The organism is Micavibrio aeruginosavorus EPB, assembly GCF_000348745.1.
Classification (GTDB): Bacteria; Pseudomonadota; Alphaproteobacteria; order Micavibrionales; family Micavibrionaceae; genus Micavibrio; species Micavibrio aeruginosavorus_A.
The window spans coordinates 532,977-557,305 of record NC_020812.1 but is presented as its reverse complement, the minus strand read 5'-3'; the positions used below and the strand labels follow the sequence as shown (position 1 = coordinate 557,305).

The following is a 24,329-nucleotide window of genomic DNA, read 5'->3' as shown; positions in this document are numbered from 1 at the left end:
AATCAAACGAAAAAAGTGGCCATCAACTTTCGTTGATGGCCAGTTTCGATACCAGATCGGTCAAAGGTAAACCTTGGAAAAAGCGCCTCTCGAACCCCTTCAAAAAGTCGCCTTTTGAATTTCGCAGTTATTCTTCTTTACGCTTGTGTCCCACCACATCAGGCCGCCATTTTGTCCGGCGCGGTTTTTTTAGTCTCACACTTATTTCTCACACTGGGGAGGCTTTTGCCTCTCATCCGTTGATCACCCACTCAACGTCGTATTCCATAATTCTAGAATACATACAATTTTATGTAAATTCAAGCGGTTTTTTATGCGAATTTCTAACTTATTGTTTCCATTACAGAAATCAACTCTTCTATGTCCGCCGGCGGGCCCGCATCAAACCCCATTTCCTCACCCGTAACCGGGTGGATAAAGCCAATATGGCGGGCGTGCAGGGCCTGGCGCGGGAATTTCAGGACGAAATCCGCTTCCTCCGGGCTTAAACCGCCCTTTCGCAACAGTGATTCCTGCGCGTTGTGTTGCAGACCATAGAGCGGGTCCCCCACCAACGGATGACGAATGGCCGCCATATGCGCGCGGATCTGGTGCGTGCGCCCGGATTCCAGTTTGCAGGTGATCAGCGATGCGGCCTCACCAAAACTGCGCTCCACATTATAATGCGTGCGCGCTTCGCGCCCCCCACGCACATTGACCGCCATTTTCTGGCGGAAGGCCGGGTGACGCCCGATCGGCATATCCACCACGCCTTTATGCGCCGGAATACGCCAGACAATCGCCATATACAAACGGTGCAATGTGCGGTCCGCCAATTGATCCGACAAACCACGATGCGCAACATCGTTCTTGGCCACAACCATCAGGCCCGTCGTCTCCATATCCAGGCGGTGGACAATCCCGGGGCGCATGACGCCGCCAATGCCGGAGAGCGTATCACCACAATGATACAACAACGCATTCACCAGCGTTCCCGTGGGATTTCCCGCACCGGGGTGCACGACCAATCCGGCCTGTTTATTGATGACCAATAAATCGGAATCTTCGTACACAATATCCAGCGGAATATTTTCGGGCTGCGGCGTGGCTTCGACCGCTTGCGGTACAACAACCTGTAACGCCAATCCCGCCTTCACCGGCATAGAGGCATCGCGCAACGTGCGCCCGTTCGCCGTCACCTGCCCGTCTTCAATCAACGCTTTCAATCGTGTCCGTGAATGGTCGGGGCACAGAACGGCCAGCGCTTTATCTAGACGCATGCCATCCAGATCATCGGATATTGTGACCTGTAGGCCCGCATCGTCGTCGTCTTCAATCTCAATCACTTGTCTTGTACTCTTGGAATGTCTAAGGGCAGGCACGGGTCCTTGTAAGGGTCCAATGCCGTCGCAACAAAAACCCAACCACGGAAGGATGGATCGTCTTTTTTCTCTTGATCCGCCTCACCCACGTCCGCTACGGGCGGTTTTTCGGGTGTGAGGGCCGGTTGTTCTTTAGCTGGTTCTTCGGGCGCAACATAGGATTCGACAACCTTACCATCGGGACCGACGGTGCGCCGCCCTTGTTTCTTAATCTGCTCGGTGATCAAGACAACTTCATCCGGCAAAAGGGATCCGGCTGTGCCCTCAACAAACGCAATCACCACGCGTTCACTTTTGTACCCCAGACTGATCTGGCTGGCCTGGGCGTGTTGCCCCTCGACATAAGGTTCATCACGCAGAATTTCCCCACGTGGCGATAATGTCAGCAGACGGATATGATCGCGATCATCCGCATATTCATTGCGCGGCCGCACGTTCACCATCACCACCGTGCGGCCATCGTCATACGTTATGACCCCACGTGCATCGGTTTCGTTTCCACCCAACGGAAAATAACGTTGCCACAATATTTCGCCATTCGTATCCACCTCCATCACCCAGGCGGTGGAATAGGTTTCACCAAACGGTGTGATTTGCCCCACCATTACAACGCGCCCATCAGGTCGCACGCTGGCCTTGCGCAGCAGGGCATGAACGCCGCGCGGATACGGCTGTTGCCATACCAGCGTTCCATCATTGTTGACTTCCATGGCCATACCCGAAATACGGCCATTTTCCGCCAGTTCGCGGCCCGTAACAACGTACCCCGTATCCCCAACCGGGGCGATGCCGTGCATCAGACTGGCCGCGCCGGAGCGATAGGCCCGCTTCCACAAAATTTTTCCCGTTGCGCTGATGCGGTAGAGAAGACCGTGCTCATCCATCGATCCTTGACGCGGGCGGGCATGAACGACAGCGATAAACCCGTTACCCTCATTCGCGGGCAACAGAGTATATGATTCAAAATCATAGAGCGCGTCTTTTAACACCAGATCGCGAATATAGGTGCGTGCCTCATCATACCATGCCAGCCGCACCTGCTTTTCATCTGCGGGGCCAGACAGGATATTGCTGGCCACCACATAGCCGTGATCAACGGGCACCAGCGCGGTGATTTTTTCCCCTTTCAACGCCTGAATACGCTTTTCGCCAATGCCGCGTCCGCGGCTGTTCATTTCAACGATGAACGTTTCAAGCGGTTGAAATTTTTCATTCAAATGCTCCCCGGCGATCAGGACGCTGCCCGATGGTAATGGCGTCGCGGCGGAAAAACGCATCAATTTCGATTCGTCACCAAACAACCCATCCCAAATCACAGGCACGCCGAAATTGGGGGCTTTTAAATTCACGATGGCTTCGCGCACAAGGTTACAGGCCGGCAAGCCCGGCACAGGCGTTTGCGCCGCCGCCGTCCCCGCCATGGGACCCGCCGCCAGAACCCACAGCCCAATTGCCAGCCCGGCCATCAGGGCCGTGCCGCGTAAAAAGTTGAAAAAAGAAAAAGACATCAAGGACATCACGCTTTTATCATAGCATAAGAATGGGCCGTATATTGACTCTAGTCCGCTTTGCCCGTTATGTCCATCTGCCCTCTTTGATACAGGATCAACGCATGCGTATTGTTATCATCAGCGACGCCTGGAAGCCCCAGATCAACGGGGTGGTGCGGACCTATGAATTGATGATCCCCGATCTGGAACGGATGGGGCATGATGTGCATGTTATCGGTCCCGCCGATTTTCCCAAACGGTTTCCCATGCCGGGGTACCGGGAAATCGAACTGGTGATGTTTCCGCGCACGGCCTTGGCGCAAAAGATTGAGGCGCTGGCCCCGGATTCCATCCATATCGCCACCGAAGGGCCCCTCGGCTGGGCCGCACGCGGGTTATGCCGGGCACGGGGATGGGCCTACACCACGGCCTATCATACGCAATTTCCGGATTACACGGCCTTGCGCGCGGCAAAATTTTTGCCGTTTTTGTACAATCCTGTGCGCAATTTTTGTATTGCGCTGGTGCGAAAATTTCATGCGCACTCCCACGCCGTCATGACCACGACGCAGAGCATCGAAGATCAGTTGCGCCACTGGAAAATCGAAACGCCGTTCCATCGCGTCACGCGCGGGATTGATAAAAATATTTTCTATCCCCGCACCCATGATCACGCCCCCGTCGTCAATATTCCAAATGCGAAAAGCCCCATGGCCGTTTATGTCGGACGCGTGGCGATTGAAAAAAACATTCGCGCCTTTCTGGACATGCATTGGGACGGATCGAAAATGGTTGTGGGTGACGGCCCTGATCGCGCGCAATTGATGCGTGATTACCCGCACGTCCATTTTGCCGGCAAACAGGTGGGCCACGATCTGGCCGCCCATTATCGCGCGGGCGACGTGTTCGTGTTCCCATCCAAAACCGATACGTTTGGGATTGTATTGATTGAAGCCATGGCCTGCGGCCTGCCCATTGCGGGATACCCTGTTCCCGGGCCCATGGATATTGTCACCGATGACACGCTGGGCGCGTTGGATGACGATCTTGAAATCGCCACGCACAAGGCCATGGGGCACGGCACGGCGGAGGGTCGCTATGCCCACGTCCTGCACCATTACACATGGGATCAGGCCGCCAGCCAGTTTGCAGAGATGCAGCACGCCGCGTTGATTAAAGCCTAGACTGACAGTCTTTTTTCCACGTCCGCCTGCAACCCGATAAATGCAATAAAGGGATGCGTGATCAGATAGGTCGGAATGGGGGCCAGATAGGATTGGAATCGCCCCTTGGATTCAAATTGATCGCGGAAATCGGATTGGAAAAATGCCTCACCCAATTGCGCGCAAATCCCGCCCGCAATATACACCCCGCCCGCCGCACCAAGCGTCAGAGCCAGATTACCCGCAATGCTGCCCAAAAAAGCAATCATCATATTCAGGGCCTCGGCACACAGGGCGCATGATCCGTTCAGGGCGGCGGCGCTGATGTCTTCCGGCGAACGATCGGGCAGATCATTGCGGCGATCAATGATCCGCAGGGCATTGTAAATATTCACCAGCCCCTTGCCCGAACACACACGTTCGGCCGATATATGGCGGTATTTGTCGTGCAGGGCCTGAAACACATCAAATTCGCGTTGTGTCTTTGCTGGCATGGTCACATGGCCGCCTTCGCCAGGGATGGCGCGGTACGCCTGTCCGTCCCAGGCCAGCGCCCCCACACCCAATCCGGTGCCGGGACCAATGACGGCGATGGGTGCCTCAGCCACAGGGGTTTGTGTGCCACCAATTTGCCGCCAATCCGTTTTGCGCAAATGTGGAATGGCCAACGCCACGGCCTTAAAATCATTCATCAGGGTGAAATGGTCGAGCCCCAGCGCCAGACGTGTCTGCTCGATCGAAAAATCCCACGGATGGTTGGTCATGGTGAAATGATCCCCCGTCACCGGACCGGCGATGGCGAAGCTGGCCACCCGCACATCGGGCGCGCCACACGCGGCCAAATACGCCCGCGCGGCATCCACAATCGTGGCATGATCGGCGCACTTTAAAACCTGTATATTGTCCAGCGTCCCATTCTGGACCAGCGCAAAGCGGGCATTGGTTGCACCAATATCGGCGATCAATCCTGTGGCGGTCATTTTTATGGTCTCCCCTGCCCTTTGCTATATAGGCGGGGAAAGGTTGGTTCAAGACCGTCCCCGTTGACACATCGGGCCCGTATTGTAATTTGACCACCCCGTCCACCCGCAAAGGATACACCCATGGCCCGCATTCTGATTGCCGAAGATGACGCATCAATGCGCCAGTTTCTGGCCATGGCGCTGGAAAAAGCGGGCCACAGCGTCACATTATGTGAAAATGGAATTTTAGCCCTAAAGGCCATTGAAACCGATCCGGCTTATGACCTGCTGCTCTCGGACATTGTCATGCCGGGGATTGATGGCATTGAACTATCCCGCAAGGCCGCGGCCATCGCCCCCAGCCTCAAAGTCATGTTTATCACGGGTTTTGCCGCCGTCGCCGCCGACAGCGGGGCCGAAAATCAGGCCAAAGTGCTGTCCAAACCCTTCCACCTGAAAGATTTGGTGGATCAGGTGGAACAGCTTTTGGCGGCATAAAGCCCCTATTCCCGTAAAAAACCACTTGTCATCCATGCCAATTTCTGGTTTTTTCACCCTCGGTCGAGACATGCAGAAGTGAATCGGCCAGTCTTGAAGGATTAAGACGCGCAATTAGCTCAGCGGTAGAGCACTATGTTGACATCGTAGGGGTCACAGGTTCAATCCCTGTATTGCGCACCATCCCCCCAGAAATTCCATAACACCTAAAATTTCGCACCAACGCAGTTTTCCACAAAAAACTGATGATTCCTTGCGATTCCAACGGTATAATCAAGACATCATACGGGCACCCTTCCGCCCGCCCTTCACACCACATTGTCGTTGGTTTGCCATGTCCCATTTTTCTGTTCAAAGCTGCCGGGCTGCGTTTGCGATTCTGGCCGTGTCCGTCGGATTTGTTTTTTGCACGACCGCCGCGTCCGCTCAAAATGCTGTTGCCCCGGCCAAGGATTTAATGCCGCAAACCATTGTTCAATATGGGGATGATGCGGCAACAACCGCGGACCGCGACGATATTGCAGGCCGCCTGCTCAGCACCGCGCCGACACACCCGCAACTGTCTTTGACCCCGGACAAGACCGAAATTTTGCGCCTGGACCAGGATGCGGGCACCATTATCGTCGGCAACCCGAACCAATTGAGCGTTGTCATGGAAACGCCGCGCAGCCTGTTGCTGGTTCCGCGGCAGCCGGGCTCGACCTTCCTGCGCATTCTGGACCCGGAAGGCAAAGTGATGATGCAGCGTCACGTTGCCGTCGCCACCGCCGCCAAAAGTTATGTTCGTATCCGCCGCAGCTGTAACGGGGCATCAGGATGCGAAGATACATCGGTTTATTACTGCCCCGACACATGCCATGCCGTTGATTTGGTGACAACAAATGCGGGATCCGGCAGCGTTTCAGGCATTCCTGTGGTCAGCACACCCGATATTGATAGCCAGGGAACGATTGAACAAACAGTCCCCCCAGCCCCGGAAGCCACAGCCGAAGAGCCGGAAGCACAAGATATCGACATGGATGCCGAGGACAACCCGGACAATCCCACATCTGAATCAACGTCAGAAGAGAGTGAAGACGAATAATAACTACCCTCTTTCCGGCTTTTAAAAACCTGCTATAACCCTGACGCTTTTCAACATTGCCAATGCGGAAGAAAACGATGACCAAGACCAGCCATTCCATTCGCACTCTGTCCCTGATGATGACCAGCGTGGTGGCGTTGACGGCGCTTGCCGCATGTCAAACCACGGGGTCTTCTGCACAAGGCGGAGAAACTGGCCGACAAGCCAAAATCGATCAGGCCATTGAACGTGCCGCGAATGATGCTGACGCGGCCGGCAGCGCACAGGATTCACTGGCTCTGGTTGAAAAGCTGTACAAACGGAACCCGAAAGACGCCAGCGTGGCCACGCGCTATGCTCGTGCGCTGCGCAATGAAAACCGCCTGACACGGGCCAACCTGGTTATTGAACCGTTCGCACAGGACAGCAAGGCCGCCACGGCCGATGTTCTGGTTGAATATGCATCAATCCAGACATCCATGGGCAACCATGCCGGAGCCGAAGCCGCTGCACGCCGGGCCGTAGACAAGAACCCGGAATCGGGCAAGGCCTATCACGTCCTCGGGGTTGCGCTGGATGCCCAAGGCAAACACAAACCCGCCGAAGAGGCCTTCCGCAGTGGATTGGAATATTGGCAAGGCAACCCGTCCCCGCTGCTGAACAATCTGGGCCTCAATCTGGCTGCACAGGGGTTTTTGGATGAAGCCGCAGAAACATTACGCAAGGCCGCAGCCACAGCCCCCAACCGCGCAGAAATTGAACGCAATTTACGCATCGTCAACGCCCTGCAGGTCAGCGGCGGTCAGGTTCCGTCTTACTTAAAGCAAGAAGAAAAAGACGAAGAAAAGAAACCGAAAAAAGATGATGCAGAAAAGAACGATAAGAAAGCCGCCATCGACCATGACGCCCCTTACGTTCCGCCAAGCAAACCGCATCCGGCCCCTGCCGTGCAGAAAGCCAGCCTGAGCGTCAAGCCGATCATGGACAATGATCCGGCGGTCAAGCAGGCCCAAACACAGGCCCCGGTTCCAACGCAAAAACCGGTATCGACCGCCGCCGTCAACCAGTAAACGGATGAAGAATATAAAAAGGGCCGCAGCATAACCTGCGGCCCTTTTTGTATCAGAATGTCATTATTACATTTTCGAAAATGCCCGCATCACAGCCGGTGCAATAATGATCACAAACAAAACCGGCAGGAAGAACAGGATCATCGGCACGGTCAGCTTGGGCGGCAGAGACGCCGCCTTGCGCTCAGCCTCAGCCATGCGCTGGTCACGCAATTCATCGGCCATGACGCGCATGGCTTGTGACACCGATGTCCCATATTGTTCGGCTTGAATCAATGCCGTCGCAAAAGAGCGCGCGGCCCCGCTGCCAACACGGCGGGCAAAGTCCTGCAGCGCACCACGGCGATCATTCAGCATCGCCATCTCGGCACTGAGAATCCCTAGTTCCTCCGCCAACGTCGGGGAGTGTTCAGAAATTTCATCGGCAATCCGGTTGATGGTTTGTTCCAACCCGACACCACCTTGCACACAAATCAGCATCATATCCAAGGCATCCGCAAAGGTCAGGTTGATTTCCTGTGACCGTTTTACAATCTGGTTTTTCACCAAAATTTTAGGAATTTGATACCCCAAACCAGCCGCCGCAATAATGATCAGCGCCGACACCCCATTGGAAATTTCTTTATCGGACGAAGTGATAATAATAATCGCAAAAACGACGAGAAAAATGGCAATGGCAAAACGGGAAACAATGAATTTGATCGGTGCCGATGGATCACGATTACCGGCCTGCAACATCATGTCGCGGACCTTTTCCCCCATATCACCCATCAATTGCTCAACCTTGAACAAGGTTGTCATTGAATCACGGGCGGACATGGATTTTTCATCCACGCGATAGCCTTTTTTCGATTGCTCGCGCGTCGCTTCGAAAAGCGTCTTCCGCTTCTTTTCAATAACGCTGCGATATCGTTCTTTTTTTTCTGATCGTTGCATCAGCGGCAACAGGAAGGCAACGAAAGATATGGCGGCCGCAATCGCCGCAAGAAAAACAACCAATCCGTCGCCTTCAAAGAATGCCTGCATTGTGTCTTACACCTTGAAATTGATCATGGCTTTCATCACCATAATCCCCATCAGCATAAAAGCCGCACAACCAGCCAAAAGCATTTTCCCAGTCAGGGTTGTGAACATGACCATCATGTAGTCATTATTAATGAAATACATACCCCCACCGACCAGGAATGGGAGCGATCCGATAATCATTGCCGACGCCTTAGCCTCGGATGACAAAGCCTCAACTTTTCGCTTCAAACGAAAACGCGCACGAATAACCTTAGCCAAGTTCGTGAGGATCTCTGACAGGCTGGCCCCCGTCTGGGCTTGAATAGCCATGGCTGTCGCAAACATCTGCATCTCTGTAATCGGCATGCGACGCGCGGCCTCGAGTGAAGCCTCAGGTAAAGAAATTCCAACACGCTGGGAATCATAAATCATGGCCATTTCTTCACCCACTGGCCCTTCAAACTCTTTGGACGCCATGTTGATTGCCTCTGTCACAGGCATACCAGCCTTCAGCAACCGCACCATGGCCTCTAATGCATCGGCAAAATCATGCAGAAATTTAGCCTGGCGCTTTTTAATACGGCGTTTCAGCCAGTAACGCGGCACACCTAAAAAGGCTGTAATTCCCACGAGAATCGTAACCAATGCCGATTGGCCGCTCAATTTTGTCAGGATCGTAGCAACAACCGCAAACAAAACAGAATAGATCCAAAATTGTTTTTGCGAGATAGACAACCCTGCCTGCATCAATCGCGAAGACAGGCTGTTTCTTTTCGCTTTGTTTTCTTCCGTCGTCTCTTTCAGTTTTCGTGAAATATCAGCAACGCGTTTATCTTTCTCCGCTGTTGCTGCCGAGCGTTTGTCGACAACAGTATTTCCACGAATAACGGATTGAATGCGGCTGCGTCGCTTTTTTTCCTGTGCGGACATCACCAGCAAAACGCAACCAAAGCACAGCAGCGTGACAACCAGAACGACGGTAACGAAAATCATCGGCTGCATTATCCGAAGGCCTCCGCCATGGCATCAAGAACCAACTGTTCAACACCATATTGGCGCGCTTTATCGTAGAATTTCGGGCGCAATCCGGTTGATTTTTGACGTGTGATCAACTTGCCGTCATCGTCTTCGCCTAAATATTCCAGCTGGAACAGATCCTGCATCGTGACCACATCACCCTCCATCCCGGTAATTTCGGAAATGTGTGTGACTTTACGTGACCCATCACGCAGACGCTGAACCTGAATAATGACATTCACCGCGCTTGCAATCTGTTCACGCACCGCGGAACTGGGCAAATTCAGCCCCCCCATCGCGATCATGTTTTCCATACGGGATAACGCTTCGCGCGGGTTGTTGGCGTGGACGGTTCCCATGGACCCATCGTGACCCGTATTCATGGCCTGCAACAGGTCGAACGCTTCAGGTCCGCGAACCTCACCAACGATAATACGTTCCGGACGCATACGCAGACAGTTTTTCACCAGATCGCGCATGGTCACTTCACCCGCACCTTCCAGGTTTGGCGGACGGGTTTCAAGGCGCACGACGTGTGGCTGCTGCAGTTGCAATTCGCAGGCGTCTTCACACGTGATAATGCGTTCACCGGATTCAATATAACGGGTTAAACAGTTCAGCATGGTGGTTTTACCCGAACCCGTACCACCCGACACCAGAACGTTCACACGGCAACGCCCCACGGCCATAATCAGCTTGGCGCAGCTTGGTGTCGCGGCCCCGAATTCGACCAATTTTTCCAGCGTCAGCTTGTCTTTTTTAAACTTACGAATGGTCATTGTCGCGCCGTCTACGGCCAGCGGCGGGATAATGACGTTTACGCGGCTTCCATCCGGCAAACGCGCATCGCAAATCGGCGACGATTCATCGACACGGCGGCCAATCGCCCCCACGATCCGTTGACAAATCGTGGTCAAATGCTGGTTGTCGCGGAATTTAATGTCGGTGCGCTGAATTTTCCCGCTCACCTCGATGTAGGTGGTTTCCGGGCCATTGATCATGATATCGGCAATGTCATCACGCTCCAGCAAGGCTTCGAGCGGACCGTAGCCCAACATATCATCGGAACATTCCTTGGAAATCAGATCCAGTTCCGAGGGCGTGATATCCAGATTGCGGAAACGCGCAATTTCCTGAACGGCGGATGCGACCTCTTCACGGGCGGCCTTGGCATCCATCCGCGCCAACGCTTTGAGATCAATACCATCACGCAAATCCAACCAGATCCGGTTGCGTGCGCGTTGAAGGCGCACAGACGCCATACTGGCCCCAGATTCGGTTTTCACCGTGCTCTCTTCGGTCTTGGGCAATAAATCATCATCAAGGGCTTTTGCGGGCTTGGCCTTCTCTGCCTCAACCGCAGGAATATGAACCTGGCCCGCCGATGTTGTCCCCTTTTCCGCATTCAGAGCATTCAGTGCGCCCAGCATATCCGCATCCATTGGCGGCATCGTGGACGATGATACTTCTTTAGCTGCCGGTGGGGGCGTTTGCGCTATCTTTTCCGGTGCAGGCGTTGTCGCCACAGGTTCAGGCCGCGGCGCCGATGGTGCTGGCGGCGGTGTTGGTGGTCCGGATGTGCCCTTTTTTCCAAACATTGCGCCACCCAATCCGTCAGGATTTTGCCTTGAACTTGTTCAATATGCCGGATAACCCCTTGCCACCCGCATCATTGGCCGGTCCGGATATATCCGATCCGGCACCACGAATAAGTTTCGCCACCAATTGCAGCAAAGTCTGTGCAATATCACGCCCTTCAGGACTGGATGTAATTTTGCGCCCTTCGCTTTCAAAGGCCATAAACAACCCGGGTTTGTAATCCAGCATCAAAGACGGTTTGCGGTCCAGCGCCGCCTCAATATCTGCCTTTGGGATTTCATGTTTCTGGGCCGAGCCGACCATATTGACGATCAAATCAATAACCGTTTCGTCTTTGCCTCCGCGCAAATCGCGAATTTCGTTCATCAAACTGCGCGCCGCGCGCAGGGCGGGCAATTGCGGCGTTGTGACAACAATAATTTCATGCGCACGAAGCAAGGTTGCCTGGCGCAAACCAACGGGAGCCGCGGACAAATCAACAATCACAACAGGGTAACTGGTCATCAAATGATCCAGAAGACTTTCAAATGTCGCGGGATCAACCGTTGTATCCAGCATGACATCGCCGCCCGTGCTCAAGACATGGAGTCGATCATCAGCCTGGAACAAGATTCGGCGAAACGCATCCGCATCACCTGATTGTGCGGTCCGCACGGCCTCTGACAACGTTGTCACGGGTTCAAAATTCATACCCACACTGAGCGAAGACCATCCACCGGCGGCATCCAGCAGCATGGTTTTCTGGTGCATCATTTCGGCCATGCCCCACGCCATACCTTCGGCCAGGACGGTGGCCCCAACCCCGCCCTTGGCCCCGATAAACGTGACCAGACGGCTACCCGTTGCGCCGATGCGTTCAATCAATGATCGCGCAATATCAAACGCCAACGTATCAGGCTTCACCGGGCGCACCAGATATTCGCTGATCCCCATGCCGATGAGGCGACGATACAAATTCACATCATTCACGGGGCCAATGACAATCGCCGCCGTGTTTTCGGAACAATAGGCCGACAGGGCTTCCAACTTTTGTGTGAAGCTTTCATCAATCGTATCGGTTTCGATGATCAGCAAATCAGGCGCTTCGCGGCTTTGGAACGTGGCGATGGCGTCATCGACCCCACCCTCAATCGCCTCCATCTGCACACGCGCGAAACGCCAATCCTGAACCAGGGAGCGGAATGATTCCAATGACTCGCGATCACGCGCGAACATCGTCACGCGGGCCCCCGGCAACAGGACAGAAGTAAAGGTGGCATCAGCAGCGGTCATGTGATTTGGAACCGGATTATACTTTTGATATTCAACAAGGAATCGCGGATTTGACCCGCCACCCCATCATCGCGCGGTTTTATTACCAATTGATTTACAAAAATCGGCTAAAACCACAGATTATGGCATCAATTGCCAGAGGCGCTCTCACCGCTCAGCTCGCCATTCGCTTCACCGGCACGATAGGGCTCGGTCACGATCGCGCCACGGCGGCCATCTGAGCCCAAAACCGGGTCCCGCCCCAGCAAATCGGATGGCTGCGCCGTTTGGCGGGCCACCATTTGATCAACCGTACAGCCCAAAGGATAGGCCCGGGCTTTATCAAGGTCGGTAAAGGACTGGTCCATCTCTTGGCCCACGCAAGCGTCCGACACTTGGGCGCTCAGGCGATTATAGCTCACCAGAACCTGCATCTGGTCCCCCAGTGCCTGCACCGGCATAATATCGCCCTGAACACCAGTAACATGGTTCTGCTTCAGTGTTTCGACAATCCTGGCCAATTCCTGCCCTGCCTTCATTGCCGTGCCAGAACGCGAGGACGGGTCGTATAAAACCGAAACCACCATCGCGCCATCACCTTGGCTGGCGTAATTGGCGGCCATCTGGCGGATGGCCGTTTCATTCATTGCCGTGACCGGTAATTGCATTTCGGCCGCGTCGCTGATGACCTGCATCTGACGGTCGGCCGGGGCCAGTTCGGAATCCCGATCCAGTGAAATCGTGCACCCACCCAGCAAGGCCGCCACACTGGCCGCCATTAAAATTCCACGGTTTTGAAAGGATATTTTCATCACGAACCTTCTCAGCTTCATTCGGGCTTATTTCATGCGGGTCGATTAATTCAGGATGTAGCCAAAGCTGCCATCATCATTCAGCGACGCCGGAGCCTTGCGGCCATAGATGCGGCGGATATTATTGATAAAGGCCTCGCGCAATGGCGTTTGGGTCGGAGCCTGAACCTTTCGGGCCGCTTTGGTTTCCGCATACGGCTTCACCAGAACAGGCGTCACAATAATAACCAATTCCGATTCCTGACGATTAAAGCTCTCTGATGAAATCAGATCCCCCAGAACCGGCGTTTGTTGTATGCCCGGCAAACCCGCCATGCCCTTCAGCGCATTGGATTGCAACAGGCCAGCAATCATCAAACTGCCGCCGCTGCCCATCTCCACTGTGGTCGATGCGCGGCGAATGCTTAAGCCGGGAACATCCAGACCATTCAAGGTCACCGAGTTATCACGCGAAATTGAGGACACTTCGGTATTCATCTGCAGGCTGATCCGGTCGGATGACAGAACAACCGGGCGGAAGTTCAACGAAACACCGAAGGACCGATACTCAATAATAACGTTACCATCATTATCGCGTCCCGCCGGAACCGGGAATTCACCACCGGCAAGGAAGCCGGCCTGCTCACCCGAAATCGCCGTCAAATTCGGCTCCGCCAGAGTCTGCGCCATCTGGTCATTTTCGAGGGCGCTCAACATAAAGCTTAAAGGACCGAAATTTCCATCATCAAAAATCAACGATCCTGTCGCGAACGGGTTTTGGGTCAACCCGGTTCCGGCAATCGTATCGATGGCCCCCACCAGATTATCGTTGTTGCCCAGCAGGCTTGTATCATCCAATTGCGTATCAATACCCAACTCGCGCAAGAGCGATTTTGACACTTCCATAATCTTCACGCGCAGCATCACCTGCTGCTCGCCCGAAACCTGAAGCAGATTCACGATGGAATCCATGTTCGGCGCACCGCCGCCCTGGTTGAAATAGGCCGCAACCACATTGGCAATTTTATTGGATGCATCCGGGGTCGACACATTCCCGGTCAGGAAAAACCGACCATTCATCGCCCGCACCGATACGTTTTCGTTCGGATAGAGTTCTTTGAGATAGGCCTGGATCGCGGCCTCGTCAATTTTAACGTGAACATCGACGCGTTTCAGCACATTGCCCTGTGCATCCAGAACCATCAAGTTTGTATTGCCTAGACGTGAACCGACAACATAAAGCTTATCTGCCTGCAACGCCGACACATCGGCAATCGACGGATCCGCGACAAGAACATCCGCTACATCACCCGGAATGGTCAAAACCTCGCCCTTGCCCAGCGTCACTTCAAGCAAGTTGCTTTTTTTCGCCGCATTGATGCTGACCGGATTCATTTTGCTGTCCGCGCGCGCATGCAGCACCGGGCCAAAAGCCAAACCCGCCATAACTGTCCCGATCAGGGCCAGAGCGATTGGACGTTTCATCATGTTTTTCATCTCGACCATATTTCAAACTCGAACTTGACCGTATTAAAAAAGCGAACGCTTCGCTTTTACCGCGTTGGCACCCCGCCACTGTAAATCCGCAACCCACCAATAGACTTGTTGGCCTGACCAATAATTTCATCGTCAATGTTGATCATGCGTGCGTCTGTGGTGCTTGGGCGATTTTCATCAAAAAGGCTTGTATCCCCCAGCGACCGCAGAGAAAGATGCAGGGATCCTGTTTTCAAGGCGGTTACAAGTTTTTCCGCCCCGCGCGTATCAACTTCCAGCGTCACGGTTTTGACTTTTTTCACAGCGGAGGCCTTATCCCCACTTGAAGGTGGCGCTTCACGCTGATCAACAGCCAGCACGCGAACGTTTTGCAAGATTGTCTGAGCGGCAACCTCTTCCAGATTTCGATCAGCAATGCTTTCCATCAGGCTTTCTGTATAGGGGTCGGCGCTATTCGCTTCCATTTCGTATCCCACAACCAAAATCACATCGACACGGTCGCCCGGACGCACCAGGCCCCCCGCCGTCGTAATTGTGTTGGCTTTAATTGCAACGGCTCGCATACCTGGCTCCAACCGCGCGGCGGTGAAGCTTCCCTCGCCTGCAATAATCGCGCTATCAACGATCGGCTCATCAACAATAAAGGCACGTGCAGCACGCCCCTCTTTAGCATCATTCGCTTTTTGATCGCCTTTACGAACAACCGCCCCAGGGAAAACAGCCTCTTCCGGCCACGGTTTCCACTTCACATTTTCGGATGACAGATATTGTCCGATCGCGATCGGTTTTGCCGCGACCAAAATTTCGATGCGCTTCACTTCAGCCACACGCGGCTGTTTCTTTTTCGTGCCGCCCAGCAACGTGCTCATCAACATCGCCACGAGAATGGCGATCAGCAAAGCGCCGGCAAAGGCGATCAAAAGGTTTTTATTCATCACAAAGCCCCTGTCAGGGATAAAAGATACGGTTGTCAAAAACCGCGCAGGATGGATTGAACCACAGAGAAAACAGGACAGGCACGACCGTGCCGCAGCCCCATTATACCCGGATTTTTTATTTTAACAAAGCCAGAAAAGCCCTTGGCATTTAATGGAAAAATGCCATCAGCGAGTCCAGAAGCCCCCCCGCCGGCACCCCCGCAAGCCAGCCAAGTGTTATGGCAATCCCATAAGGGATGGCATTTTGCCCCCGCTGCACGCGATCAACCCACCCATCCGGCACCGCGCGGAAAAACACAACGCGGTTACGCATAAGCAAGGCACAAATGCCCAACACCATACCGACAAGCATCATGACCAGCAGGAACGGCATAAGGCCACCGAGACCGACCCACAATGCGCAAGCCGCCCCAAATTTGGAATCGCCCCCTCCAATCGCCTTGACCAGGAACATAGCCAGCGTCACAAAAAATACGATGGCCATGGAAGTCACATAATCCCACCACGGCGCCGGTGCCGCCCCAGCCAAAGCCAACGCGCCATAGCCCAGACAAAACAACCCGATCATGATTACGCTGTAACAATTGGGGATGGTCATAGAGCGCCAATCGGACCACGCCGCCCCCATAGCCACACAAAGGGCGCCAAGAACACACACAGCGTAGACAATTAGAAGAGCAAAGGTGATATCCATTCGACCCCCACAGAGTCAAAAACCCGTCTGAAGGAAGCCCCCAGACGGGTTTTCGTTAAACCGCAGACTTATATATTAGCTGCCCAGATCAGCCTCAACGTCTGCCGAAGCCTCTGCCATAGCAGCAGCAATCGACGAGAACAGGGCGGCCAAATCATCACCGAATGCAAACACAGCCGCAACGATAGCCAGCGAAATGCCACCAGCAATCAGACCATATTCAATGGCGGTCGCGCCCTTGATATCCTTTACATAGGCTTCTTTGATAGCCTTGATAAACGTGAACAACATAGTTGAAGTCTCCTTCGTTTGGTTTCCAGCTTTTTGGTTCCCCTAATCGCACAGGCATTGCACCAGCGCGCGAACCCACAGTCCCCAGAATATACCCTAAATTTTTAACGAGGGGTTAAAAAAATGAAGAAACGACGCACTGAATTATAGAAAAAACTATCATAAACAAATAAAACTTAGAGTGTTTTTACATAAAATTTTATATAGAAAGCATAGAACAACTACAAATATTACAATTATTACTACAAAATACAGGAACAAGTATTTAAAGCCGCACAACCCACACAGTAATTAGCAAATCTATAGTAAAAGCAGAATCATCGCCCCAATGAATACTTCCACAAAAATCAAACGGGACTCAAAACCGAGTCCCGTTGATTCAACAGAAAGGGATTTATTGCATTAGTTACTCACGTGCAAGTTACTCAACTCACGCGCAATTTTTTCAAACGCTTCCTCAAGATCATCCCCGCTGGGGGCGTAATAATACATGTTCGAGGTGGTCGCACAGGCACGATACATGTCTTTTGTCGCCTGATTGATGCCAGACGTAAAAACGATGGTGTAGACAAGGATCCCCTGCTCTCGCATGAGCGCGCAGACCTCTTCAAAGCGATCATTAATGTCGGCTGTGCTGATACCATGCATGGCGCCCCAACCATAGGCAGAATAGAAACTACTGTTCCCGATGGTGTTATCACCGTCAGTCATCATCACAACGGCCTTGCGCCAGATATAATCATCCCACGCCGCCCCTTCTTCGAACGGGAATTCCGGTGAAACGACGCGATAACCCCAGATCATGCCAAAGTTCCCTAACGTATTCCCGTCGGCACGCAAATCATCAATTGCATCGAGCAAAACCTCGCGGTCACTGGTCAGGGGAGTGATCGGTGGCGGGCAATAGCGATTGGGCGTGGACTGCACAGTACAAGTCCATGTTTTGCTCCAGTTGCTATAGGAACACGTTCTGTAAAGATAGGCCCCGACGTTATCCTCAAACTCCTCAACATCACCTGGATAATCTTCAGCCAAAACACACCCACACCAGCGCGATGTACTGCTTCCGCCGCAATTCGAATTATAGGTCACACCATTAGGCAATGTCACAAACGGATCGCCATAGTGGGACCCATCCGGATTAAGGCCCAAGCCATAACGCCCGACATTTACAGTCGAACTGTAAGGAACAATGCCAATCTTCACATACTCTTCGTCTTCACCTGCGCGGTCATACAATGTGTTGACAAAAGTTTCTGACGCATCACGTAATTTTTGAATATTGTTATTATTCGACATTGATCCAGTGTTATCCAGCACCAGAACAGCTTCGATCCCCCGCACGGCACGCGTAATTGTGGTCGAGGCCGCAACGTTAATCTCTTCAATCCCCAGAACGCGAACAAACATTGTATTGTAACGCGCTTGCGCACTCACAAACAAAGCCTCATCCGAATCTTCGAAATCCAGATCATAGGGAACGCCAATTTTTTCCGGAGGGTAGTTCGCTTCGAAATACTCTTCCAGCTTTTCGCCAATATCAGCATCACCCGATGATGTTGCCGCGGCCGTTGCAAGGGCGGCAGCATCGAGCGCACCCTGCAATCTGGCGCGAACGAGATAGGACATACCAACATCCGTGGCCATGCCAATAGATCCAACAAGGACCGGAATCGTCAGCGCCATATAAGCCGCCAAAGAAGCACCGGAATCGTACCAGTATTGTCGCAGAAATTGCATCATAACAATTATCCCATTCTATCCGTCAATACGCGTAACAACCGGCAAACGCCGCCCGCGCGTATAGCTTACTTCTCGCATCATGATCGTAGGAAGGAATGATCCCGAAAAGACCGGATCATATTCATAGGTGACCTGAACAACCACCATTCCATCCCCTTCGCCACCAAGACCGATAGTGCCCTGAATAGGTGCGTCTTCGACCTCAAACTCCTCAGCCGTACCGGTTACGTCCTGCCAAAGAATCTCTGGCTCATTCTCTGCGTTGTATTGCACACTGGCTATAGCAACCCCAAAGTTTGTCAGGTTTAATGGCAGCATCGCTTGCCGTGCGGCATCCATCGCATCTTCGACCTGCTGATCATTCACGCTGATTTCCCGGGCGATTAAATCTGCTGTCATCTGCGAGGCATTAATGGCCTTTTGGTTCACCAAAATGGCTGAAAAAAAAAAAAAAACCGCCACTAACATGCTGAACAAAATAGGAATAAATATCCCGGCTTCGGCGGCGATACTCGCCTTTTCATCATTTAACCAGCGAAGACATTGAGAATGCTTTTTCATCTATTCATCCTCAAACTCATAAGGCTCCGTCCGCATCACGGCCGTGGCGAGCATGGGGTACGCGCGATCCGGCTGGTTTGAAAAAATATCACCAAAAAGCGGTGTCATAAATTGATAGCGATAGGCCACACGCACAAGAACAACGTCGCTCACCTCACCCAACTCAAATCCAGAGGGGATTAAATTTCCATCCTCGTCATATTCAGGAACAAGTTCCGATATGCCTTCAAACGTATTGTCCTCGATTGCAATTGATTCAACAACGATCCCATCACATTCAATCAAAACCAGCGCGTGCGCGCAGAGCGCCTCGCGGAATGTTTCTTCCGGATCGCCGCCCGCCTGTTGTAACTCTCCGGTGCGGATCAGGCGCGATGCCTCGGCGACGCCGCCTTCCAGCATATTGGCGGCGGCGAAGACCAGAGCCAGTTCGATGATACCGATGGTCATGAAAATAAAAGGAATGGCGACAAGGCCGAATTCGACCGCGGTCGAACCCCGCGTATCGCGCCAGAAGGACAAGAACCTGCGCCCCCGATATTGCGTTTCCATGTTTTTCATTCCCCGGATTCGGTTCCAGACCCCAGCGAGCCGGAAAAACCCATCTTCCATTATCGTTTTTTGCACTTAAGGGAGAGTGAACTGTTGATCAAAGACATTGTAAAAGCAGATAAAATTTTACGCTTAATCTCAACTCTTCTTCGTTTTTGTCCCAACAGGCCCATCATCATCCATCGGAAAACCCTGCTCATCCAGGGCCACTTCCCCCGTTACTTCATGCCCCCAACGCTTGACCATGGCGGCCTGTCGCTCATCAATCGCGGCAATACGCGATTTTGCCTGTTGCACCAGAATATTGCCCACCAATCCGGAAACGGCCCAGTCAATCAAATACCCCACCGCCGCCGCGCAATACATCACGACGATCGTGCGTGGATCAAACAGCATGGATACGGCCTGCTCCACCGTATTGCGCGATGTCCAGAGATCAAGAATGAAGGGAAAACATCCGGCAAAGTTCATGGCCCCAACGGTCAGAGCCCGGCTCCCTTCCCGACCGCGACCGATAAACGAGGCCACCATCGTCGGCAACATACCGAAAAAAATCAAAATGGTCGTTGGCAGGAAGACGATCGACAAAATAAATGCAAACAGCAGCAAAACCTGCGTTTGCCATGTGATCGGTTTTTTACGTTTTTTCTTTGCCGCCATGACGTTACGCCTTTTACAACCCGGATGATTTGGTGAAGAACATGAAGGCAAAAAACAACATGATCACCCCAGCCAGAATGCAGGAAAAAATCGCCGCCATTTCACGTCCAGTGGTCAGCTTGATCCGATCTGGATCGGCCATGTCGGCCTGCAATTCCATACTTTCCTGGCGCAGCTTGAAGTATTCCATCCGCGCTTCGTTATAGGCCTTGGTATCGTCCTGTGTGATTTTTGGATCATCCAGCAGGGCCGCAATTTTTGTAATATCGCCCCCGGCGGCAATTTTTCGAATTTTTTCGCCCAGGCTGATGCGTAAATCGCGGTCATGCAACTGCGCCAGAACCGGGTCCAAAATATCCGCCATCCACCCGCAAATGCCGGGCAGTTTTTCCATCCGCGACCGTTGTTGAATGGTGGCGAGCGTTTTAATATTGCCCAAAATACGCTTATACGGTTCATCCGCACCCAGCTCGATCAGATACGGGTCAATATCCTTGCGATCCTTCACCGACAGAAACGCCGTGACATGGCGGTCCAGAAACAATTCCGGACGCTTGGGCGATGATGAAATTTTTTCGAAGGCCCGCAACAAATCTTCCGGCGTCCGCACCAAATAGCCCTTCAGCTTGTCGCTCAGGCAATGGCATTCAGAGTTGAGGAAATACAGGCACCGCTCAATCCCATAGGCCGGCGATGTTTGCCGCAGGAACGCACGACAGGCATCAAAACGCCCCACCAAGGCCCCGACATCCATTTGCGCCGCAGGCGCGGCACCGACCCAGAACATTACGGTTTGCTGGGAAATTAATTCAGCGTAGGGAGCAATATCCTCTTTCTTGACCACGGCCTGGGCCAGAGCCGTACCAATCCCGTCCGCCGTCAACGACAAGCCCTTGTAGCGAATGGGCGCATCAGGATCGAGCGCAATGGACAGGCGGCACAACAGCCGGTCCCAATACCCGGCCCCGCGCCCCAGTTCAGTCATGCTTTCAACCACGCTTTCATAGCGCTTCATCACCTGCGGATCATCCAGCGACCGGCTGATCCATTGTTCCATATGGTTGTTTTCAACCAACTGGACCGCCGCACCCGGGTCCTTGTGCAAATCCATGGCCAGCAATGACGGGCGGAAATAGCGTTCTTCATTGAAATGAAGCGGACGCGCGGCTTTGACTTTCTTGGCCGCCTGTTTCGGGCTCAACCGTTGCCCATCCATCCATTGTTGTAAATCAGAAACAGACCAACGCTGCGCCGGATCGTCATAGAGAAGCCCGCGCAAGGGCTCTAGAATAGCCCCGGTAAAACGGTCGCGGCTGAGCAAGGCCGTATAACTTCCATTTTCAATCTTCTGGCGAATAATATCTTCGTCGCTCATGTCTTCCAGCGGATCGCGTGAGCGCAGCAGCAGCGCCAATGTGACGCCCAACGCGTACATGTCATCTTCCTGCGACGGCAGTCCACGGGCGATGGGGTCGGCCATGGCGCGCTCAATCGTCTCAAAGATAATCGGCTGCGCGTAAGATGGTGGCGTCGCCAGGCAATCGCCCAGAACAATCCGGTCAATCACATCGCCCGACATGGCGGCAAAAATATTCGACGGGCGCACATTCCCATGCGCCATGTCCCGGTCACGAATATCGGCCAGCGCCCCGACCAAAGGACGAATGATGCTGGACACGACAATGTCCGGCTTCATATCCAACCCCTTGAATTCATTGTGCCGCATCAGAGGCGGCCCTGCGGGTTTTTCGTAGATAAAGGTGTAGCGCTCTTCCGATGTCGGCGGCCAATAAATGACACCCGAACCAACCAGACGGATCACATTGGGGTTGGAAATGCCGTTATACGCCCCCGCCAATCGCGCCCGCGGCGTCAGATGCGGTTCACAGATCAGCGCGAAATGGTCCACCGCAACGGCGTCCCGCCCCTGGGTCACGCCATAGGCCTTCACCGGTCCTTGATCAAATTGCGGCAGAGGTTTTTGCGGATGGATAAAAAACTTATCCGCCAGCGACGTGACCGCACCAGAACCACCCGATGCCGGTGGTGAAGCTGGCGATGAAGCCGGGGCCGGTTCAGTCTCAGCCGCCTGCGGCGTAACGGCCTCGCCCGCGGGTTCGGTCACCGGGGCGGCTTTTGCGGCCTTTTCTGTGGCTTCATCGGATGTCATACGGGCGTAGAACCGGGCGAGGATTTGTCAGAACGAAGAAAGCGGTGTTGCATGACACCGCTTTCTTCATTGTATATCCCAATCCGGTTTTTGTAAAACCCGCAAAGTCTTAGATTGCGAGACCTTAGGCCGCGAACGGGTCCTGGACCAAAATGGTGTCGTCCCGTTCCGGGCTGGTGGAGACCATGGCGACCGGGGTTTCGATCAATTCCTCCAAACGGCGGATATATTTAATCGCCTTGGCGGGCAGATCGGCCCAGCTGCGGGCACCTTGCGTGCTTTCCTGCCAGCCTTCGATGGTTTCGAAGATGGGGGTGACCGCGGCCTGTTCCTTCTGCCCGGCGGGCAGGCGGTCCAGACGAACACCGTTCAAATCATAACCAACGCAAACCTTGATCTCCGCAAACGTGTCCAGCACGTCCAGCTTGGTCAACGCGATGCCGTCAATGCCGGATGTTTTAATGGCCTGACGCACCTGAACCGCGTCGAACCATCCGCACCGGCGTTTCCGCCCCGTGGTGGTGCCGAATTCATGGCCGCGACGGCCCAGCGTTTCACCATCATCATCCAGCAATTCCGTCGGGAACGGACCAGACCCGACGCGGGTTGTGTACGCCTTGGTAATCCCCAGAACATAACCCACAGTGCGCGGGCCTACGCCGGACCCCGTTGCAGCCTGGGCCGCCACAGTGTTGGAGGATGTCACAAACGGATATGTACCGTGATCGACATCCAACATGATGCCTTGCGCGCCTTCGAACAGGATTTTCTCACCATTCTTATTGGCAACATCCAGACGTTGCCACACAGGCGCGGCGAATTGCAGAATATCGCCGCGAATTTGCACCAATGAATCATAAATGGTTTTCGGTTCAATCGTATCCGCGCCCAAACCTTTCAAGAAGGTATTGTGGTGCATCAGCAGACGTTCGACCTTTTCCATCAGCAATTCATCATCCGCCAGATCGCACACGCGGATACCACGACGCGCAACCTTGTCTTCGTAACACGGACCGATGCCGCGGCCTGTCGTGCCGATGGATTTTTTGCCGCGCGCGGCCTCGAACGCCTTATCAACCGCCGAGTGAACCGGCAGGATCAGCGACGCGTTATCAGCGATGATCAAATTGTCCGGCGTGATTTCAACGCCCTGTGCGCGCACATCGCCAATTTCTTTCATCAGTGCCCACGGGTCGATCACAACACCGTTACCGATGATAGAGAGTTTGCCACCACGCACAACACCGGACGGCAGCAGATGGAGTTTATAGGTCACCCCGTCGATCACCAGCGTGTGGCCCGCATTGTGGCCGCCTTGGAAACGGACAACAACATCGGCCCGCGAGGACAACCAATCGACAATCTTACCCTTGCCCTCATCACCCCATTGGGACCCGATGACCGCGACATTCGCCATAATTAAACTCTCCATTGTTGGCCATTGCTGGCTGTTACGGTGTACACAAACATAAACCGACCCCTGTATTCAAGGGTCGGTTTTAAAAAACATTATTTGGCCATTACAGGCGGCTTAACCAACGGCTTTTTGGGCTTCGTCTTCGCGAACGGGGGCGACGGACCCCTCACCCACCAGACCCAATTGCTGCATATATTTCATTTCCTTGGCGGCCAGAATGGTTTTGGCCGTATCCGCATGCCCATATTGGGTGGCCAGATTGAACGGGGTGCGGCCCTTTTCATCACGGGCGCCAAAATCGACATCGCTGAAGGCCAATTGACGGATGGTGGCGTTATCCCCGCACCGGGCGGCGGCAAACAATTTGTCCTGATTGCTGATGGTCATGTGGGGTCCTTTCGTCGAATCGGGCCTGTCCTAAAAACTGGTCGAAGAATATGAAAAATATGCGGATTTGTCAACGGGATAATCCTGTATTCAGGCCGCATCCAGCCTTTTCTTTTCCGCCCCTTGCCCCACATTGGATAGCGCGATTT

The 24,329-nt window shown here is 53.5% G+C and carries 23 protein-coding genes and 1 tRNA gene; 5 read left to right on the top strand and 19 right to left on the bottom strand.

The features are described from left to right. Positions 1-323: 323 nt before the first annotated feature. Together A11S_RS02525 and A11S_RS02520 are read right to left on the bottom strand one after the other, a co-directional pair. On the bottom strand, positions 324-1,325 hold the full coding sequence (locus A11S_RS02525; RefSeq protein ID WP_015466910.1) for an RluA family pseudouridine synthase: 1,002 nt from the start codon (positions 1,323-1,325) through the stop codon (positions 324-326). After that, positions 1,322-2,869 (bottom strand): PQQ-binding-like beta-propeller repeat protein, encoded by a 1,548-nt coding sequence (locus tag A11S_RS02520; RefSeq protein ID WP_015466909.1) that lies wholly within the window; start codon positions 2,867-2,869, stop codon positions 1,322-1,324. Before A11S_RS02520 ends, A11S_RS02525 begins: the two co-directional genes overlap by 4 nt. A 104-nt stretch (positions 2,870-2,973) precedes the next feature. Between A11S_RS02520 and A11S_RS02515 the strand changes: the two genes are divergently transcribed. Continuing rightward, the gene (locus A11S_RS02515) at positions 2,974-4,035 is read left to right on the top strand and encodes a glycosyltransferase family 4 protein (RefSeq protein ID WP_015466908.1); all 1,062 of its coding nucleotides are present in this window, start codon (positions 2,974-2,976) and stop codon (positions 4,033-4,035) included. On the opposite strand, the gene glk is transcribed toward A11S_RS02515, so the two are convergent. Next, on the bottom strand, positions 4,032-4,994 hold the full coding sequence (glk, locus tag A11S_RS02510; protein ID WP_015466907.1) for a glucokinase: 963 nt from the start codon (positions 4,992-4,994) through the stop codon (positions 4,032-4,034). The genes A11S_RS02515 and glk overlap by 4 nt on opposite strands. 123 nt (positions 4,995-5,117) lie before the next feature. Between glk and A11S_RS02505 the strand changes: the two genes are divergently transcribed. The 4 genes from A11S_RS02505 (at position 5,118) to A11S_RS02490 (ending at position 7,607) form a co-directional block, all read left to right on the top strand. Beyond that, positions 5,118-5,474, top strand: coding sequence for a response regulator (locus A11S_RS02505; RefSeq protein ID WP_015466906.1), 357 nt, complete (start codon positions 5,118-5,120; stop codon positions 5,472-5,474). A gap of 108 nt (positions 5,475-5,582) precedes the next feature. Continuing rightward, a tRNA-Val gene (locus tag A11S_RS02500) sits at positions 5,583-5,657 on the top strand. A gap of 151 nt (positions 5,658-5,808) precedes the next feature. After that, positions 5,809-6,558 (top strand): pilus assembly protein N-terminal domain-containing protein, encoded by a 750-nt coding sequence (locus tag A11S_RS02495; RefSeq protein ID WP_015466905.1) that lies wholly within the window; start codon positions 5,809-5,811, stop codon positions 6,556-6,558. A 77-nt stretch (positions 6,559-6,635) separates the two neighbouring features. Then, positions 6,636-7,607, top strand: a complete 972-nt coding sequence (locus tag A11S_RS02490) for a tetratricopeptide repeat protein (protein WP_015466904.1) — start codon at positions 6,636-6,638, stop codon at positions 7,605-7,607. A gap of 66 nt (positions 7,608-7,673) precedes the next feature. Here the strand turns inward: A11S_RS02490 and A11S_RS02485 are convergent, their stop codons facing one another. From A11S_RS02485 to A11S_RS02410, 16 genes are all read right to left on the bottom strand, one after another. Next, a complete protein-coding gene (locus A11S_RS02485) occupies positions 7,674-8,633 on the bottom strand; it encodes a type II secretion system F family protein (RefSeq protein WP_015466903.1) in 960 nt (319 codons plus the stop codon). Positions 8,634-8,639: 6 nt separating this feature from the next. Further along, the gene (locus A11S_RS02480; protein WP_015466902.1) at positions 8,640-9,614 is read right to left on the bottom strand and encodes a type II secretion system F family protein; all 975 of its coding nucleotides are present in this window, start codon (positions 9,612-9,614) and stop codon (positions 8,640-8,642) included. Then, entirely contained in the window at positions 9,614-11,227 is a 1,614-nt protein-coding gene (locus tag A11S_RS02475; RefSeq protein ID WP_015466901.1) for a CpaF family protein, read from the bottom strand. The genes A11S_RS02480 and A11S_RS02475 overlap by 1 nt, the downstream gene beginning before the upstream one ends. A gap of 16 nt (positions 11,228-11,243) precedes the next feature. Further along, positions 11,244-12,500, bottom strand: a complete 1,257-nt coding sequence (locus A11S_RS02470; RefSeq protein ID WP_015466900.1) for an AAA family ATPase — start codon at positions 12,498-12,500, stop codon at positions 11,244-11,246. Between the two features lie 128 nt (positions 12,501-12,628). Beyond that, complete coding sequence (locus A11S_RS02465) at positions 12,629-13,291, bottom strand: CpaD family pilus assembly lipoprotein (RefSeq protein WP_015466899.1); 663 nt, start codon at positions 13,289-13,291, stop codon at positions 12,629-12,631. A gap of 45 nt (positions 13,292-13,336) precedes the next feature. Then, positions 13,337-14,758 (bottom strand): type II and III secretion system protein family protein, encoded by a 1,422-nt coding sequence (locus A11S_RS02460; RefSeq protein WP_235068018.1) that lies wholly within the window; start codon positions 14,756-14,758, stop codon positions 13,337-13,339. 65 nt (positions 14,759-14,823) lie between these two features. Beyond that, positions 14,824-15,702 (bottom strand): Flp pilus assembly protein CpaB, encoded by an 879-nt coding sequence (gene cpaB, locus A11S_RS02455; RefSeq protein WP_015466897.1) that lies wholly within the window; start codon positions 15,700-15,702, stop codon positions 14,824-14,826. A 151-nt stretch (positions 15,703-15,853) separates the two neighbouring features. Further along, positions 15,854-16,333, bottom strand: a complete 480-nt coding sequence (locus A11S_RS02450; protein WP_081604741.1) for an A24 family peptidase — start codon at positions 16,331-16,333, stop codon at positions 15,854-15,856. A gap of 141 nt (positions 16,334-16,474) precedes the next feature. After that, the gene (locus A11S_RS02445; RefSeq protein ID WP_015466895.1) at positions 16,475-16,690 is read right to left on the bottom strand and encodes a Flp family type IVb pilin; all 216 of its coding nucleotides are present in this window, start codon (positions 16,688-16,690) and stop codon (positions 16,475-16,477) included. A 402-nt stretch (positions 16,691-17,092) separates the two neighbouring features. Beyond that, positions 17,093-18,433 (bottom strand): vWA domain-containing protein, encoded by a 1,341-nt coding sequence (locus tag A11S_RS02440; RefSeq protein WP_015466894.1) that lies wholly within the window; start codon positions 18,431-18,433, stop codon positions 17,093-17,095. A gap of 15 nt (positions 18,434-18,448) precedes the next feature. Beyond that, positions 18,449-18,994 (bottom strand): Flp pilus assembly protein TadG, encoded by a 546-nt coding sequence (locus tag A11S_RS02435; RefSeq protein ID WP_015466893.1) that lies wholly within the window; start codon positions 18,992-18,994, stop codon positions 18,449-18,451. After that, complete coding sequence (locus tag A11S_RS02430; RefSeq protein ID WP_235068001.1) at positions 18,995-19,546, bottom strand: TadE/TadG family type IV pilus assembly protein; 552 nt, start codon at positions 19,544-19,546, stop codon at positions 18,995-18,997. It abuts the gene before it with no gap. A 138-nt stretch (positions 19,547-19,684) separates the two neighbouring features. Continuing rightward, the gene (locus A11S_RS02425; RefSeq protein WP_015466891.1) at positions 19,685-20,206 is read right to left on the bottom strand and encodes a hypothetical protein; all 522 of its coding nucleotides are present in this window, start codon (positions 20,204-20,206) and stop codon (positions 19,685-19,687) included. Positions 20,207-20,219: 13 nt separating this feature from the next. Beyond that, on the bottom strand, positions 20,220-22,376 hold the full coding sequence (locus A11S_RS02420; protein ID WP_015466890.1) for a protein kinase family protein: 2,157 nt from the start codon (positions 22,374-22,376) through the stop codon (positions 20,220-20,222). A gap of 124 nt (positions 22,377-22,500) precedes the next feature. Next, positions 22,501-23,793 (bottom strand): adenylosuccinate synthase, encoded by a 1,293-nt coding sequence (locus A11S_RS02415; RefSeq protein WP_015466889.1) that lies wholly within the window; start codon positions 23,791-23,793, stop codon positions 22,501-22,503. Between the two features lie 114 nt (positions 23,794-23,907). After that, positions 23,908-24,180, bottom strand: a complete 273-nt coding sequence (locus A11S_RS02410; protein ID WP_014102083.1) for an ankyrin repeat domain-containing protein — start codon at positions 24,178-24,180, stop codon at positions 23,908-23,910. Between the last annotated feature and the right edge of the window lie 149 nt (positions 24,181-24,329).